Raw genomic sequence first — 15,464 nt, 5'->3', positions numbered from 1 at the left:
TCTCCATCGGGGGTTCTTCTGAAGCCGCTATCGGACTCAGCGCTTGCTGTCATCCTTCACGGACGAGACAGATCGACGTTGCTCACGCTGCGCCCTTGTCATTTCTTTGCCCTTGACCTGCTGTACCACCGTCGGTTTGCTGGTCGACACCCTGTCAGGAACCGTGAGCAGATTCTGCTGCGGCTTCGCGGGAATAGGTTTCCCCTGTCGAGGGGTCTGACTCTGTCGAATACCGGTGTTGCGAGCTTGGAGCGAACGCTGGGGAGAGGGAGTCAGAGCCTTCTGCCCAACGGTACTCGACCGCGGGTCAGTCAGCTGGCTCTTCTGGTCGTTGGTCTGGCCTACGGTCAGCACACGGCCTTCACGACGGCTGTCCCGATTCTGCTGACCATTCGGCTGATCGGTACTAACCCTGCCGCCGGTGGTCTTGCCACCGGTCCCGACGCTACCAATGCCGAGCTGTGTGAGACCACCCTGTTGCCTTACCCGCTGAGCGACCTGGCGATCGTCCAGAGAACGAGAGCCTTGCCCCGCGCGGTCCGAGGCGTTGATCGTCGAGCCCTGGTCGGCTGTGCTTCCACGACCGTCGCCGCTGGCAGGACCAGCATCAGGACCGACTGGTGCGGAGCCGTCAGCACCATCCACGCCGTCGGCACCACCGGAGCCTGAGCCCCCGGGGAGGGCCTTCGCCTTGCCATTTGCTCCCGGGCCGCCCGGAAGACCAGGACCCCCAGGGCCGCCGTTGAGGCCACCGGCGTTCCCGCCGTCGTCGGGATTGCCGCTGGTCGTACCGGCCTCCAGCTCACCCTTCTGCTGACCACCTTCGATCGACGACCTGCCGTTCGTGCCACCGACGTTCGTCGACTGCACACCAGTTTTAGACGACTGATCGCCAGCCTTGCCCATGTTGTTCATGGACGAAGACCCCTTACTGCCGCCCAAGCGGCTCGCCATTGCACTGCCTGCACCTGCACCCAGACCGCTGGCCATTGCAGGCATAAGCCCGCTGCTGGCCTTCGGCGGTGTATTTGTCTCGAGGAACCGGTCCACGAGCTTGGTCGCGGCCTCATCCATCGCCTTCAGTGCCGAGCCACGCACCCGCATCAGCGTGATCGTGACGCCCAAGATAAGCAAGATCGACACGAGGGTCATGACAACGACCAGCACTGGACCCAGTGTTGAGCTCGCAAGCACGTTGACGAAATTGCCGTTCGACGGCTTCAGCAGGTTTGCGATCGGACTTTCGATGAGCTGCGGCAGCGAGATCAGCAACTTTGAGGCGAACTGGTATAGGAAGACTGTCACCAGCACCTCGAGAATCATCGCTGTCGCGTAGATGATGACCTTGGCGATGCTCGCGATCGAACCTAGGGTCGCAAACGGCACTGCAACGATGGTACTGAAGCCACGCTTTAGCGACGCGGTGAGCATGCCCAGGCCATAGGTAATACCGAGCAGGGCCATACACAACAGCAGCACGAAGGCGTTGGCCCAGTACATGAACGCCGACGCGCCGGTGCCGACCTGAGCTACCGAGGAATGGAACGTCCGAGTGAAACCGGAGGCCGACTTATTCGCCGAGTAGACCGTCATGGAATCCGCGTTGAACTCCGTGTTCTGATAGTTATACGCCGCCATCGGAGCCAGGTTGCAATCAAGTGGATACTTGGTCCCGTCTTTCACGACCCGGAAATCACACTGCGTCGTGCCACTCGATGAGAACGACACTCCCTTGGTTCCATCGGCTGCTGACGAGGTCAGACCCGCATGGTTCGTCGAGAACAGCGGGTGCTGCTCAGGGTTGACACCCGACTGGCCTGCAGCCTCTTCACCGAATCCGGAAGCATCCTCGTACTTGCTCTTAGTGAAGAGCTGCTGCTTGTATGTCTGAGCCATCGTCGAGTTTGCTTGGATCTCACCCTGGATCTTCGACTCAAAGTCTGACGCATTCACTGTCTGATGGCTCATGTACCGCCAGAGCATGTCGATCACCATGCCGGCACCGGATGCATCAGATTGCTGGACCTTGTCGCCGTTGATGTTCGATGTGTTCGCCCAGACCGATGAGGCGTTGCTGTTCTTGTCCACCGCCGCAACACTGAGATTTGCCAGCTCACCGGAGTGGACCTGCTTGTTGATCGCTAGGGCTGTATTCCTGACTGAAAACGTCGAGATGGGCAGCGAGTGGCCGGTGCTCGGGTCCCAGGTGATCGAAGCGTTGTCCGGCACGTGGAGCCGGTCCTTGTTCATCCACCCTTCGAAGTCAACGTACGTCGAAGCGACGACCTGCGTGGGTCCGCTGTTCTGCGTGCCGAGGTCCTCGCTGAACTGACTCAGGATCGAGGTGTACATGCCACCAAAAAGGGGAAGTCCGAAGGCCAGGAAGAGCACACGCACCACAATCTTCTTGAACGCCGAGCCACGGTCCATCTTTTTGAAGAAGACCAAGCCGATCAACAGGAACCCAATGAACAAGGGAACAAGCACGCCCCAGGACATCGAGACCAGCGCGCCGTACCATTCGGCAATGAAACCCTCTAGCCCCGAAAGCCCCGATGGCGCAGCGTGCACCGTCTCCTGACCGTTCACATTCGAGGTGACCATGCCGTCGGCGAAGTTTTTGTACGCCGGCGACACTGCCGCCAGTCCCTTGTGGAACCACAGGAACGGATTCATGAACTGTAGGATCTGGATGAACCCCCAAAACAACAGACCCACACCGATCGCCAGGATGTACACCAGCCACATTAGCGCGCCACCCACACCTCGGATGATCGGGTCGAAGCCCGCGGCCGAGTACATTTTGTCCAGACCGAGGTCAGCGTTTGCCGCACCGAACTGTGCATAGCTCTTCATGCCCTGATACCCGTCGGGGAACACGTCAAGCTTGACGGTGTGGGATGCGCCGGTCACGGTCGAGAAAAGCCAGTTGACCCAGTTCCCGTCGTCGGCGTACCCCATCATCGAGCCCGCCTCGGCTGGGTTCTGGTAGATGCCTGCCCACTTGCTGTCGGGGGCCGGGTTGCTGCTCTTCGGTGACAACCGATCTGCAAAGTAGACGTTAGCGTTCGAACTAAGCTTGTAAAGAGAGTAGTCTTCCTTCTCTTGGTCATCGGCGGCATGCGCCGTCGAGGTGACCATGAGGAACATCAGCGGCACGAGAAGCGCCAGCAGCAGCGTGCCAGTTAGCGTGCGCACCCAGGTCGGCTGCGCGATCATACCCACCGGGATCATCGCCAGTCCCGTCTTCTGCGTCATCGAGCACTCCCGTCGTTTCGTTGCTTGGTCCTCGTCATCTGCGACCCGTTGCTGAACCTGTCCGCTGTCGAGAGCGTCTTCTTCTCGATTGCCTTGTGCTTGTGAACCGGTAGCATGCCCCTCTTCGCTTCTGCTTGCTTGCGGTCCTCATTGCTACCGCCACCGCCAGTCGTATTCGCACCTGGGACCGGCTTCTCAGTCATCACTGTGCTCAGCCGCTTGCTCTCCTCAAGCTGCTGCGCCTTGCGTCGCATATCCCGGCGCTGCTTCTCGCGGTTGGGGTTGATGCCTAGGGCAAGGTCCAAGTGGAAAACGACGTTGGAGTGCCCGCGGCGCAGGTACGAGAGGTTTTCACCCTTGCGCGTGATTAGCTTGGCCAGATCTTTAGGTATCTCCTGATGCAGCAGCTTCTGGTAGTCCTCCACTGTCTTGTCGCGCATCGTGCCGAAGATCGTGAAGTCCGCGGCGTCGAACTTGTTGAACGCCGCGTCCTCGAGCATCTTGTCTGTGTCGTTGTAACTGAACACGACCCGGCCACCACGGTGGAACAGGTGCTCAAACTGGCTCTGGATGTACTCCTTGACCTGTTCATCGATGTGCTCGGCACCGTGGATGATCACTGTGTCGCCATGTTGGAGCTTTCCGATTGCGAAGCCCACAATATTCACCAGCTGAGCCATCGCCACACCCTTGCCTCGGCGCATGAGCCGCGAGAAGTCGTAGACGACGCGCTTGGCGTCACGAATGCCATCGACGGCCTCAGCTGTGAAGTTGTTAAAGAGGTCGCCATTGGTGTTAAGCAGATTACGAGCAACACCGGTCAGCACCGTTAGTGCATCCAGCGTGGACTGATTATTCTTTGAAGAGTTCTCGCGCTCCTTCAGGGCTGTGTCCAGGTAGGACATGAACATCTGCAGACGCGGCACCTGGTCGTGGGGGATACCCACGACTCTCAGGCGGGACCGGTTCTCCTTCGCATTGCGCACCCACATCCGCTGGTCGACGTAGAACTGCTCCGCGATCGTCTCGAGGTTGTCGCGGATGATCGAATTCATCGCCGCATCCCGCGCCTGGTAGAGTTGCTCGAACATGAGCGTGAGCTTCTTCATCTGCGACGAGAAGATCGACAGCTCATCATCTTCGTCGCCGAACATCTCGAACATGTTTACGTCGCCGCTGTTGAGATCGACGTGAGCTGTGAGGTCATCGAACTTCGGTCCAAGCTTGTCGAGGTTCGCACCGTCGAGAACCAAATGCACGACCGATCCATTGGCGAGCAAACACGACTGCGAGAGCTTCGAGCCCCACATATTCGCAACCCGCTCCCGCCCCAGGTAATCCGAGACTGCATTGTCGGCGACGACCACATGGTGGCTATACCCGTTGGTGTCCATGAGCACGGCACTGTTGTTCACGTCGCCGATCATGAAGCCCACGTATTCGCCCGAGTAATCGTTGAGACCGTTGGTCACCAGCGAGTAGGAACCGGCCAGCTCGGTCGAAGTGAAGTGGAACCCGGACCCACGTTTCTTGTCGTTCTTCTTGAATAGACCCGAGAGCTCCTGACGCTGCTCGCCAACGTATGGTGCAACCTTGATCGTTCCGAAGCGATCGATGTAGAGCCGTGAGATCCGCTCGATCGTCTCCTCCAGTGTGATCAGATCCGGAGCCTTGAGCAGTAGCCGATTCTGCACCGAGAGGTACGCCCCGCCATCCTGCAGCTCACCTATCACTGTCTCCATGTCACCAGCGACCTTCTTGGCCTTGCGACGCGAGGATGTCGTGCCGCTCTCGGCCTGCTCGCCTCTCTCCAGCTTGTCCAGATTCTCGGACTGTCTGGTGTACTGGTCGATCCACTTCTGGTCCCGTCGGACTATCTGCTCGAGCACAACTGCCGTCACGCGATCATCGAGTCCATCCGGGATCCGGCCGATGCCCCAGAACGCCGCGAAGCCATCCTGAGCCGCAGAGTCGTGAAAGAACGAAAGTACGCAGCCGACCGAGGAGTCAACCTCGAAGTAGTCCGAGCGGAAGGCATACCGCTCCTTCGGTTTCAGAACCAGAAGGTGTGGATAACTCTCGAACTTGCCCTCGAGCTTCTTCATCTCCTGGTGGCGCTGCCACCAATTCTGCTTCAGCTCTGGCTGCTCGTCGTCGGCTGATCCGTTTGCGGTATTGTCCATGCCTTCCAGGGGCGTAACCTCCGCCTCAGAGATCTGGCTTTGGCTGTTACCCGCCAAACTCGTGCTCTCATCGAGCACCACATGTTCCGACACTGGCTTACTGAGCCCTGGGCGGTGTCGGATCCTCGTCATCAGTGCCATCTGCATCTCCGGCTCGTCGTCTTCATGAATCTGTCGGTTTTCTTGGGCTCTCCGGCATGCCTGAGGGATGATGTTCCTGTGCTGCCCTCGGCTCATGTTGCATCTATGCCCTGGTAGAAAATCCGCAGCATCTGGTAACTCTCATCGCGGTCGAGTACTGTGGCCTCCTTGATCATCAGCGAGGACTGCTCGACCTCGGCCTGCAGGATCAGGCGCGCTTGACGCAGTGCCTCGGAGCTATTGCCCTTGAGCAACACGTACTGATGGATGGAGCTGAAGTTCCCGCCGACATGCTCGGTGAGGATGTCGTGCTGCTCGTTCTGCAGCTCCAGCAGATCCGGATCACGGATCTCGAGCGCCTGGTTGCGGTGCTCCAGGTTCGCGAGCTGGTGATAGATGCGCTGCGGCTCCTTAGTCGTGATGAAGGCGTACTCGCAAGTCGTCTGCACCTTGCGCCAGAACGAGTCGACGCGATCCAGGATCGCGATGCGGTCCTCATCGAAAAGCAAGTAACTCGCCGAGCCAACAACCAGATAGATCTGTCCAACGCCACCATCGGCATAATGGATCTCTCCGTCCTTGGTCACATCGTCAATGCCGACGATCGAGTAGAAATCGCTCGGGTCCGCGTTGCGACGAGTCACCACGTGCCTGGCCCGCTTCGGCGCATACGCCAGAAAGGCAGGCACCGTCCTAAAGCGCAGCTCGCGGGTCCTCGTTAGGCCACCAAGGTAGAACACGGTGATGAAACCCCAGATCACGAACAGGGCGATGAGCCCAGGGTTTGCATCTTTGATAAATGTCATCAGTGCCGCCCAGACCACGACCAGCAGGCCGCCGAGGAGGAAGACCAGCTGCTTCAGCGGTGTCGCCGGAATCTGCCAGCCGAAGATCTGGAACGAGATCTCGTGGTCGAGGTAGCCGCGATTGAGTGGCGTTGTGATGCGATACGAACTTTTCGCCATTGGGATCGTCCTTACTTCTTGGTCCTGTCGCGTGCTCCTATGTGAATGATCTGAAAGACGAGTCAATCACGACTCTAGCTTATCTTATATATACCATTGGAAACACCTATCAAATGGTGTCTTGAATGACTCCCCCATTCCTGGATCGCTCCAGGCATTGCGAGTTCTCGTCGGCAGTGCGACTCTTGCTACTCCGGCACATCCACCAGCTAAGGTGTGTCGCCTGTTGGATCAAGCACCACGAGGCTCCTTGGTGTCCGTTCGCGATTGAGAATTTCCTGTCGGATCGAGAGTGAAACGATTTCGCCATCACTTAGTCGTTCCAGGGTGGCTCGCTCCGAAACCAGCAGCGTCTCTTTCGTCGGGTCCGGGACGGAAAGTACGCGTGCGGTGTGCTCTTGCTGAGCCAGGCGGGCGTATGTCGAATCCTTCGGGTCCCAACCGAAGCCGTCACCGAGCATTGCGATCAACCCTGGCGTAGCCAGGGCTTCATGAGCCAGAATCATGTCGGGGCTAATCGGCAACGTGACTAATCCCTTTGCCTGCTCGTCGGTGGGGAGCTCGGCTGCCCACCAGCTTTATCCCGGCGTGCGCACGCCACTATCACTGTTCGCGGCTCCGGCGGGCCAGCCGACCACATGCGTCGTACCGTCATCGCCATCGCCAGCCGAAACGGCGGTTGCTCCGGAACGGAGAAGAAGTCCGATGTGGGAGAAGATGCACACGACACCATGCCCCCGCCAGATGATCCTGAAGTCGCCGAGCTGAACCGGCGAGGTGCGGCACTTAGCGGCCAAGAGTGTCGCCGTGCGGCGCAGACATGCTGCATCGCCATGGATGTCACCGATTAGACCGACGCACCCTCCTAGTGTAGGAGGTATGTTCGAAGTGTGCGGTCGTGTCATAGCGGTTGCAGTGGATGTCTTTGCCCTGAGTCGCACCCTTTCACTTGATAATCGAACAGAAATCAGATCATCGTCTACGCGCTATTGGAATGCGATTCTTAAATGTAATACGAATGGCATTTGAATGCGACAAGGCCCGGACGCAGAGCACATCGCTCCACGAACGGGCCTCGCCAGGGCACCATCAGCCGAATGATGGCACGAGCTTCTTCGCCCCTTTCTCTTCCTTCCAGGTGAGCTTCGCATCGAATGTCTTGCCGGTCTTTTTTGACAGAAAGCCCTTCCCTTCGATCGTCTTGCCGTCGGCAAGATCCTTGCGCTGCGCATCGGTAAACTTCACGCCGCACCAGGACATCGGTGGCTCGTCGCCGCTCGTGCCAAAGTCAGGGACGATCTTCTGCGTCTTGGTGTCCCAGCGCACCTTGCAGCTGAAGTTGTTGCCCGTCTTGCTACTGACAAAGTCGCCAGCCTCAATTGACTGACCTGCCATGAGCACCTGAATCTCGGTCTGCGTGAAGACATGCTTACACCACTCCTTCGGCGGCAGAACAGCACCGCTCGTGTCCCGGCGACCGAAGCCGAGCTTCTGGAAACCCATGAATTTCTTACCCTTGTAGGTGCCCTCGCCCAGCTTGCCGAAGACGTCGTAGGTCTTGCCCTGCTGGCTTGTTGCCTGGAAGTCGATCATCTCGCCGGACAGCAGCTTCTCGACCTCCTCGTCGCTGAAATGATATCCACCCCATTCACGGGCGAAAGCCACCTCCCGGGTGCCCCAAGTACCCTTCGCGCGTTCCTTCTGGGCAAGGACCTCCTCCTTCAAACGCAACGTGGAGCGCATGGAGACCGCGTTCTTGGTCATCGTGGTGATGTCCTCGCGCACCCAGTCGGCGACGATAGCAAGCCGCTCCTGGGCGGTAGCGGTACCCGCGGCGATATCCTTCATGTCCACGTAGACCTTCTCCGTCAGTGCAAGATCGCCGATGTGTGTGCCAGGCAGCAGCAGCCAGCTCATCTCGCCTGCCCCGGCCAGAATGAGCTTGCGTCCCTTCTCGATGAGCAGCGGGTACTTCGTGTTCGTACTCGTTACCTCCGAGTAAGTCGAGGTGCGGGTCGCACCGGTGCCCACATCGCGCTTCTCGAGCTCCTTCATGAGCCACTTCATGCTCGGGTGCTCGGGCCGCTTGTTCGCACCTTCAAAGATGAACGGCTCGGCGTTCTGACCCAGACCCCTGGTCGACTCGCTGGCATCGCCATCGTTCGTGCTGTCTTTATCGGTGGGATCGTCGCCGGCGTTGGGGTCGAAGACGACTTTCCACCCGACGCTCTGCGGCACGTTCGCGATGCCGACGAACTCGGGGTAGCGCTGGACATGACCCTTCTGCTGCTCATAGACATAGTCCTCAGCAATCATCGCCAGATAGTTCTTACCCAACGTCTCGTAGATCAATCGCCCGGTCGTACCGAACCGCTGCTCAACCTCGGCCAGCGAGACCGGCACCTTCGGTCCGGGGCGGTTCGCGCCGTGTGCCCCTTGCGATTTCACATGTGTCTTGCGCGGCGTACGGTGCGTGAGCTGCGCCGCATCAACACCGACCACTGCGGCGATCTTGTCGACCAGCGGCGCAAGCTCGTTGAACTGCTCCGGAGTGATGGTCTTATCCTCGGTGCGTGGGTAGCTCACGACCTGGGCCTCGTACATCTTTTGGTACGTCTCCAGGACGAACTTCGCCTTCACGCCCTTGCCAACGAGCATCGAGGACAACGCTGCCAGATCCAGCAGCTTTGGGGGAGCGGTCTGCTTCATCGTCTTGCTGTCGAGGACGACGGCGGAGGCCACATATTGTTGGGGTACCTGACTTTTCTGGTCGAACCGCGGCTCCTCTGGGCTCGTGTACATCACATCGTTCTCGTCGCGGAACCGGTTCTGGAAGAAAGGCTTCTTGACGTAGGCGTTGTAAGCCTTCAGTTGGTCGCCGACCAGCTGCGTCATTGCGGATTTCAATCGGCCCTGCCGCAGCACAGTGTCCTTGCCGGACGAGCGCGCCATATTGGTCGCAGCCCGGCTCCACTGCATCGACAGAAAGTCGAACTGTGCGCGGTACATTGCCTTACGGTAGTTACTCTCGTCCTGCATCGACTTCACAGGCCGGCGCGAAGTGAACGCCTTCTGGATCGAGGCCGCGGCCTCGTCCATGAACTCCATGCGTGAGAAGCGCTTGCCATGGAAACTGAGCTCGTCGATCGCTTCCCAGAAAAGCAGATCACCCTCACCGGAGGGATCTAAATCCGTGGCGATGACGATTTCATCACCGCGCTGCAGCGCGGCCCGCAGGTTTTTGATCACGTCGCCGACGTTCTGCTGAGGCGCACGCTTCCATGTCAGGTCCTCCAGATCCCAGGGGAGGTTCCCGAGGTCCCACTTCTGATACTTATCCGCAAGCGACGGATCTACCATCTTGTCTGGAGCCATGAACTCGTAGAGGTGGCCCCGCAGATTCGTGATTTCGTAATCGACGCCCTGGTACTGGCCAATCTGGCCTCCCAGTGCCGCCGCCATGGCCCGTGCTGCACTCGGCTTCTCTGCAACGATGGTCGCGACCATCATGCACTCCTTTCAATTGACGACTCATACATGAGTACAAGTCTATCTGAAAAGCATTTAGAATGATCTATCAGAATGGTTTTGGAGGAAGTTTTGGCGTTTAGATGACAATAGCTTCAGTGCTTTGGTATGCCTCCATTACCGGTCTCGAAAGCTCACCTTGGACCTCCCCACCTTCGATCAAGGGTGACACCCGTGACTATGACACGCCGGCGAACGCGGCGATGATGGGACCGAAATGGCTGGAGCCCTCCGCGATCCAGGTTCAGGAACTTGCTGCAGCGAACTGGTTCGACAGTTCCGGCTCTGTCAACATCCGTCTCGCCGATGCCCTGAAGGTGGCTGTCCGTAGCAAGCACCGTGCTCGTTTCTGATCCGCAGAGCTGGCTACAACAAAACTATGACCCCGGGAAGCGGAGTCTCCCGGGGTCATCCGCCTACACGCGATGCACGTCCCACCAAACGGTTGGAATGCGCGGCCGGTGGAAGGTCTCAACTGCTCGGTGCGCCACGTATGGGATCTACGACCAGGCATGGACCGTGGATATAGTGGGGCCATGAGCTGCAGCAGGGCGAAGAAAGAGCGCCAATCCAAGCGTGAGCGTCCTGATTTCCGGGTAATGGCCGATTACACCCTTCGCGCCGCGAACTCCGTCCTCGCGGTCGACCTCGGTGAGGTACCTGTAACCAGAGTCAGTCAAGTCGCTGTCGGCTGGTTGCGTGCAGCTTTCGAACAGAGCCGGGTCATTGCGATGCTCACAGCTGCGGAGGTAGGGCACGCGGCTGCTCCAAACCGGCGCGCGTTCTGGGAATTGATCATACGGATGCTTTGGCTTGGAGGTATGCCACAGTCAGATCGCGCGAGAGCCGTTGACACGATTCTCGACCACGATCGAGCAAATGAAGCTAAGACCGACCAATACATGCGGGAAAACGGCCTCCCATCAAACATCGACGTCGCCGAAATGGGGGCGTTCTTCTTGGATGTCTCGGAGGATAAGCTGATCAGAGAAGAGGCGAAACTCTTGACCAAAGCCGTCAAGAGTAGCAAGGGTACTAACCTCTGGATGGTGTACCGCCTATGGAGGGAAGAATCTACTTGGACTCACGCCACGGGGTTCTTAGCTGGTCGCTACGCACCGACTAACGATGACGACACGATGGGTTCGGGCAAGCCTCCATACATTGACCTGGATTTGGAAGCGCACCGATTGGCGGCAATGGTCCTTGTGGCCACCACTGGCGACATTCTCCAAGCGGAAGGGACCGCCAGGGAGTTAGCTGCTGCCCCCATGGTGGCCTACTTAGAAGCGAACTGAGTCTTATACCGAGTCTTCGCCCTCAGGCGACCCCTCATCCTCGGACGAGTCCGAGCCGCCTTTGTAACTGACCCAGATCTCGTTCAGAGCACCTTGATTCCTTAGGAACATGGCCTTGATCCGCTTCTTTTGGGGCTGGATCTTTTTGGGTACTTCATCCATAAACTCGCCCGTAGTTAGATCGATGCGCAGCTTCTCACCTGGTTCTCCTTTGACCAAGACGTGACAATGGGGAGGATTATGATCGTCCGTGTGCACGGTCAAAGTGATCCCGTCATGCTTGATGCCAGCCGCAACCAAGGAGATGAAGAAACCTTCTTCATCAAAGGCGGCATTTGGATTTTCGTTTCCCAATGCGTGTTCGAGCATTCTCCCCAAACGATCCAGGACATGCTCGGCCGTGATGAATCCGCCGACCTCGGCCTTATCCCAATCTATCTGTGAGAATAGGGTAACGGGTACGTCTTGTTTATCATCCCAAAAGGGGTTGTCCGGGTGCTTGCTCATTCAAACATCTTAAGTGTGACCCACCTACGCTCAACTCCGAGACGAACAGAGTTGCCCTGCGCGCAAACGAACTCCAGGCGCTAGAGTTTCGGTGTGCGCAATTACTCTCATGAAGCAGGATCGACTCAGCCAATAACTCCTTGGCTGGAACCGCTAGGATCGTCGTGGCTTCGCCCCCGCTGACCAGCCAGCCGGTACTGGAGATCATCTGGACGAAAGTCCCCCCAGATCGCGCACCGAGTGCTCACAAAGAGCGCGCCAATTCTCTGGTAGTCCTGCTTGCCATGCTCCGGAAGTACGTCGTTTCGGAGCGATTCAGCCGGCACTGGTTAACCATGGTGATTCCTTGGAAGCTGCCGGATCTTCGGTGGCATCCGGTCAACGTCGATCAAAAATTGATTTCTGGTAGTCTGCCCTTGTATCAATCGCTTATACCGATTGATACACCTATATCGGCGGGCTGTCTACCAGATCATTATTCGAGAGGAACTCCGTGAGTACGTGGAAGCATCTGCCCATTTCCGGCGAACAGATGGAGGTTCTCGCGCATCTCTCTCTGAAGAGGGAAGCAGACGTTGCTGCACGGGTTCGTGACATTTGGCCCGAACTTGATGAGGAAGACGGACTTAAGCGCTTTGCGGATGCTGTTGATGCAATAAATGACATGGCATCAGGGCTGACGGGAAAGCCTGGGAGAGTGATAGGACCTAAGGACTCTTTCAATCTGCCTGCCCCTGAGATGTTTATCCATGTTATGGCTGAAGAGCCATACGTTGAAGTCCGTTGATCCAGATCAATCAAGTCGTCCCCGATCTAATTTTCTCTCAGTAATAAGTGTTCTTCTCAAAAATAGATGACGCCCTGAGATGCTGAACCTCTCCTGAGGTCATTTGCTTGCATCGGAAGGGGCAGGCTCAGCGGATGGGCTTTCCGCCTCGATCCTTCTCGAGCTTCGCGCGCTTCTTCGTCTCGTCGCGGACTTTGTCGCGGACATAGATCGCATCCTTGTGTGTGATCGGGGCTTCGTGAATGTTGTGAGAGCCTCGAAGGAAATTCTCGGTCTTGTCCGCGATGGAGTATGCGACCGCCTGTTCGATCGCCGCGTTGGTCTCGTTTACGAACTGCAGGGCCTCCTGAAGTCGCTGCAGCTGTGTGCTGTGCTCGTTCTCCCGGTACTCAAGTGCATCCATCCGCTCGACTACCGAGCCCAGGAGTGGATCCTGCGATCGGAACAGCTCTGCGGCCGTTCGTGTCGCCTGATCCGTATCGATCCGCACATCGAGATGCGCCAGTAGGAACGCCGTCACGAGAGCCGGCTGGCTTAGGCGCTTGCTAAACCCCCTTGCCGTGCTGTCGCTGACGCCTCGCTCTCGGACGGCAGCCGCCCTGAGCTGCTCACGCAGTGCCTCCATCAGAGGGAAGGGCAGATTGCGCACCATCAGCAGACTCTCGGACCCCGGGAGCCTGAAGCCCGACTCCGGAAGTGAGTCGCTGGTGCCGTTTGAGGCACCACCTTTCACCCCTGATGCGGCACCTTGAATTGCGTCACGTTGATCGCTCTTCCGGCTTGCCGAGATGTCGCGTACTCGATCATGATCCCTGTGCTGCGCATCTTCATCGTCGAGCGCCTCATCCAGCTGCGCAGCCAAATTGGCGTCGCCATCGCTGTGCGCTGGCGGTGGGGGAGGAGGTGCAGTCACTGGAGTCAAAGCCTGGTCCTGGGCAGGATGCACTGCACTGTCAGTTGGCGCTGTGGCTGAGCTCCCCGAACCTCCGCGGCTGCTGCCGCCGCCGCTCGAAAGCTTCGACTCATCCGGCCAAAGCGCATTGACGTTGCGCTCAAGCTCGTCGTCCCGACCGAGCCTGTCAGCCTCAGACTCCTGGACGAGCAACTCCTTGCCAGAGATCTCGGCTTTGCTCTCTTCTACCGCCTCCCGCAAGCGTTTGGCAGTGACCTCTGACTCAGCTGCGTCCCACTTAGGCGAAGGTTCTTCCGCCTGCCGGTGCGGATCTGCGCCGTCCTGTTGCCTCTTCGGGACGGTGCCCGTCCTGCGGTACTTGTCGAGGAAGGAGGTGTCGACTTCAGCGGGCTCGCTCGTCTTCGCATCCTCGAGCATGGCACGGAAGCTGGTGCCTTGCATCGCCATCAGAGCTCACCGTCCTCGGCATCGAGCAGGTAGTTGTCCCCACGCGTCAGGCCGATGAGCGAGTCGAAACCGCTCGTCACCACGCGTTCGAGGTTCGCCTGATTCGTCGACAGCGCCTTCAGCTCGTCGACAACCTGGTTGAGTCTGGCAATCTCCAGCGTCGGCAGGTCGTAATCGAGATTCTCGCGGCGGATCTTCTCATCCACCGCATCGGCCATGTACTCATTGACCGAGGTATAGCCGTGCTTCTGCGCCCAGTATTCCGCGCGCTGCTTCATATCACGACCCAGTCGCAACACCGCGCGTTCGCGCTTGTCGGCGTTGACCGTGGTCGTCGAGGATTCAGTCACGTCTAACCTCGCTCTCCATCTCTCACTTCGCATTCGATTGGTATATGAGTCCATTCTACTCATCAGTCAACACGATTGAATGAGTGATTCTTGTATCCTATCGAATTGCGATACTGTCGTGCTCGATTTGCGGATCACTGTGTCGCCTTCCTCGTCGCACGGGAGTTGCCCAGCTGTATTCAGCTGAGGTGTTCTTCATTTCGCAGCGGGTCACGCGCTTTGCAGGCAGCTTGACATCGTGCCCGTGAATGCTGGGGAGGTCCACAGCAGCTTGTCCTTGTAGGTTGTGAGATGTTCAACCACCGATCCGGAGTTGAGGGGCGCGCCACCGACGAAGAAGTGCAGTGATCCCGCTGAGAAGCCTGCACGGAGCCCCGCGTTGCCTAGGCAGGGTCCGGCGTTTATGATCTTCGCCTTCTGCTCAGGAGTCTTCACGAATGACGACAACATCGAGACCAGTCCCGGCTGGACCTGCGAGACCGAGGTGATCTCCTCCTTTGGCTTGCTGTCGTAGACCGCCGTGAGATTCGGTGCAGACGCCGGGGGATCGGACGCTGGCTGCATGAGCTTTATGGTCACTGGGGAACCTGGTGTCTTCACTGTGCTCGTGCCCAGTATCGTAGCCACGCACGCATCAACCTTCTCTCGGAGTTCGAAGCCCAGGAAGCGCGCGGCGTCCTCGTCGCTAACCTTGGTGCGACATCACGGTGGTCGTGTGGCCCAAGTCGTTGCTGGCCTGTGTGACAACCAGTACCGTTGTCACTGCTGGTCATCGCACTAAGTGCCAGGGTGATCATCGCCGACGTCAGGATCAGGCGAGTTAAGCTCTTCATTCTTGTCGTTCGATGCCCTCTCGTGATCGTTATTTGATAGATCATTCTTGTCTTCGAGGATATTCTATCGTCGTGGCATTCGATAGGGGAGGAGTCTGGGATCGACAAAGTCGATCCGGGGCCTTCGAAGAGACGCTGTGTCATTCGCTACCGCTGTTCGCCTGGCGTACTTGCTCGCCCTCCGGCGGGCCGCGTGGTGGAACAGACACAGCGCTGTCTCTCGTCACCGACAACTGACCTGAGGAGCACCTCCG

At 58.3% G+C, this 15,464-nt stretch carries 13 protein-coding genes; 4 read left to right on the top strand and 9 right to left on the bottom strand.

All coding sequences use genetic code 11. The annotated features are described in order from the left end of the window. Window positions 1-36 precede the first annotated feature (36 nt). The 4 genes from ABDK06_RS11820 to ABDK06_RS11805 form a co-directional block, all read right to left on the bottom strand. Window positions 37-3,258: a hypothetical protein gene (locus ABDK06_RS11820; protein WP_394941225.1), complete on the bottom strand. Its 3,222-nt coding sequence runs from the start codon at window positions 3,256-3,258 to the stop codon at window positions 37-39. After that, entirely contained in the window at window positions 3,255-5,534 is a 2,280-nt protein-coding gene (locus ABDK06_RS11815; RefSeq protein WP_394941224.1) for a hypothetical protein, read from the bottom strand. Before ABDK06_RS11815 ends, ABDK06_RS11820 begins: the two co-directional genes overlap by 4 nt. A gap of 140 nt (window positions 5,535-5,674) precedes the next feature. Then, on the bottom strand, window positions 5,675-6,547 hold the full coding sequence (locus ABDK06_RS11810) for a hypothetical protein (protein WP_394941223.1): 873 nt from the start codon (window positions 6,545-6,547) through the stop codon (window positions 5,675-5,677). A gap of 209 nt (window positions 6,548-6,756) precedes the next feature. Beyond that, window positions 6,757-7,071, bottom strand: a complete 315-nt coding sequence (locus tag ABDK06_RS11805) for a hypothetical protein (RefSeq protein WP_394941222.1) — start codon at window positions 7,069-7,071, stop codon at window positions 6,757-6,759. A 114-nt stretch (window positions 7,072-7,185) separates the two neighbouring features. Here ABDK06_RS11805 and ABDK06_RS11800 point away from each other — a divergent pair, with 114 nt between their 5' ends. Then, window positions 7,186-7,398: a hypothetical protein gene (locus tag ABDK06_RS11800; RefSeq protein WP_394941221.1), complete on the top strand. Its 213-nt coding sequence runs from the start codon at window positions 7,186-7,188 to the stop codon at window positions 7,396-7,398. A gap of 238 nt (window positions 7,399-7,636) precedes the next feature. Here the strand turns inward: ABDK06_RS11800 and ABDK06_RS11795 are convergent, their stop codons facing one another. Continuing rightward, complete coding sequence (locus tag ABDK06_RS11795; RefSeq protein ID WP_394941220.1) at window positions 7,637-10,057, bottom strand: DNA topoisomerase; 2,421 nt, start codon at window positions 10,055-10,057, stop codon at window positions 7,637-7,639. A gap of 101 nt (window positions 10,058-10,158) precedes the next feature. Here ABDK06_RS11795 and ABDK06_RS11790 point away from each other — a divergent pair, with 101 nt between their 5' ends. Both ABDK06_RS11790 and ABDK06_RS11785 read left to right on the top strand, forming a co-directional pair. Then, window positions 10,159-10,428 carry a hypothetical protein gene (locus tag ABDK06_RS11790; RefSeq protein ID WP_394941219.1) on the top strand — a complete coding sequence of 90 codons (270 nt, stop codon included), beginning with the start codon at window positions 10,159-10,161 and terminating at the stop codon, window positions 10,426-10,428. 246 nt (window positions 10,429-10,674) lie between these two features. Next, window positions 10,675-11,373, top strand: coding sequence for a hypothetical protein (locus ABDK06_RS11785; protein WP_394941218.1), 699 nt, complete (start codon window positions 10,675-10,677; stop codon window positions 11,371-11,373). Between the two features lie 3 nt (window positions 11,374-11,376). On the opposite strand, the gene ABDK06_RS11780 is transcribed toward ABDK06_RS11785, so the two are convergent. Continuing rightward, on the bottom strand, window positions 11,377-11,880 hold the full coding sequence (locus ABDK06_RS11780) for a DUF4160 domain-containing protein (RefSeq protein WP_394941217.1): 504 nt from the start codon (window positions 11,878-11,880) through the stop codon (window positions 11,377-11,379). 493 nt (window positions 11,881-12,373) lie between these two features. Between ABDK06_RS11780 and ABDK06_RS11775 the strand changes: the two genes are divergently transcribed. Next, entirely contained in the window at window positions 12,374-12,667 is a 294-nt protein-coding gene (locus ABDK06_RS11775; protein ID WP_394941216.1) for a hypothetical protein, read from the top strand. Between the two features lie 127 nt (window positions 12,668-12,794). On the opposite strand, the gene ABDK06_RS11770 is transcribed toward ABDK06_RS11775, so the two are convergent. The 3 genes from ABDK06_RS11770 to ABDK06_RS11760 all read right to left on the bottom strand — a co-directional run bounded on the left by ABDK06_RS11770 (window position 12,795) and on the right by ABDK06_RS11760 (window position 14,956). Continuing rightward, window positions 12,795-14,027 (bottom strand): hypothetical protein, encoded by a 1,233-nt coding sequence (locus ABDK06_RS11770; protein ID WP_394941215.1) that lies wholly within the window; start codon window positions 14,025-14,027, stop codon window positions 12,795-12,797. Beyond that, a complete protein-coding gene (locus ABDK06_RS11765; protein WP_394941214.1) occupies window positions 14,027-14,377 on the bottom strand; it encodes a hypothetical protein in 351 nt (116 codons plus the stop codon). Before ABDK06_RS11765 ends, ABDK06_RS11770 begins: the two co-directional genes overlap by 1 nt. A gap of 210 nt (window positions 14,378-14,587) precedes the next feature. Then, entirely contained in the window at window positions 14,588-14,956 is a 369-nt protein-coding gene (locus tag ABDK06_RS11760; RefSeq protein WP_394941213.1) for a hypothetical protein, read from the bottom strand. Between the last annotated feature and the right edge of the window lie 508 nt (window positions 14,957-15,464).

Source organism: Psychromicrobium ferritrahens, from assembly GCF_043789415.1.
GTDB lineage: Bacteria > Actinomycetota > Actinomycetes > Actinomycetales > Micrococcaceae > Renibacterium.
Note: the sequence above shows the minus strand (reverse complement) of the source record. Positions and strands in the feature narration are given on the sequence as shown.

Coding starts and splice junctions, on each gene's coding strand:
- ABDK06_RS11820 (WP_394941225.1), bottom strand. CDS start 3,258: ATGACGCAGAAGACGGGACTGGCGATGATCCCGGTGGGTATGATCGCG.
- ABDK06_RS11810 (WP_394941223.1), bottom strand. CDS start 6,547: ATGGCGAAAAGTTCGTATCGCATCACAACGCCACTCAATCGCGGCTAC.
- ABDK06_RS11800 (WP_394941221.1), top strand. CDS start 7,186: ATGCGTCGTACCGTCATCGCCATCGCCAGCCGAAACGGCGGTTGCTCC.
- ABDK06_RS11795 (WP_394941220.1), bottom strand. CDS start 10,057: ATGATGGTCGCGACCATCGTTGCAGAGAAGCCGAGTGCAGCACGGGCC.
- ABDK06_RS11790 (WP_394941219.1), top strand. CDS start 10,159: ATGACAATAGCTTCAGTGCTTTGGTATGCCTCCATTACCGGTCTCGAA.
- ABDK06_RS11785 (WP_394941218.1), top strand. CDS start 10,675: ATGGCCGATTACACCCTTCGCGCCGCGAACTCCGTCCTCGCGGTCGAC.
- ABDK06_RS11780 (WP_394941217.1), bottom strand. CDS start 11,880: ATGAGCAAGCACCCGGACAACCCCTTTTGGGATGATAAACAAGACGTA.
- ABDK06_RS11770 (WP_394941215.1), bottom strand. CDS start 14,027: ATGGCGATGCAAGGCACCAGCTTCCGTGCCATGCTCGAGGATGCGAAG.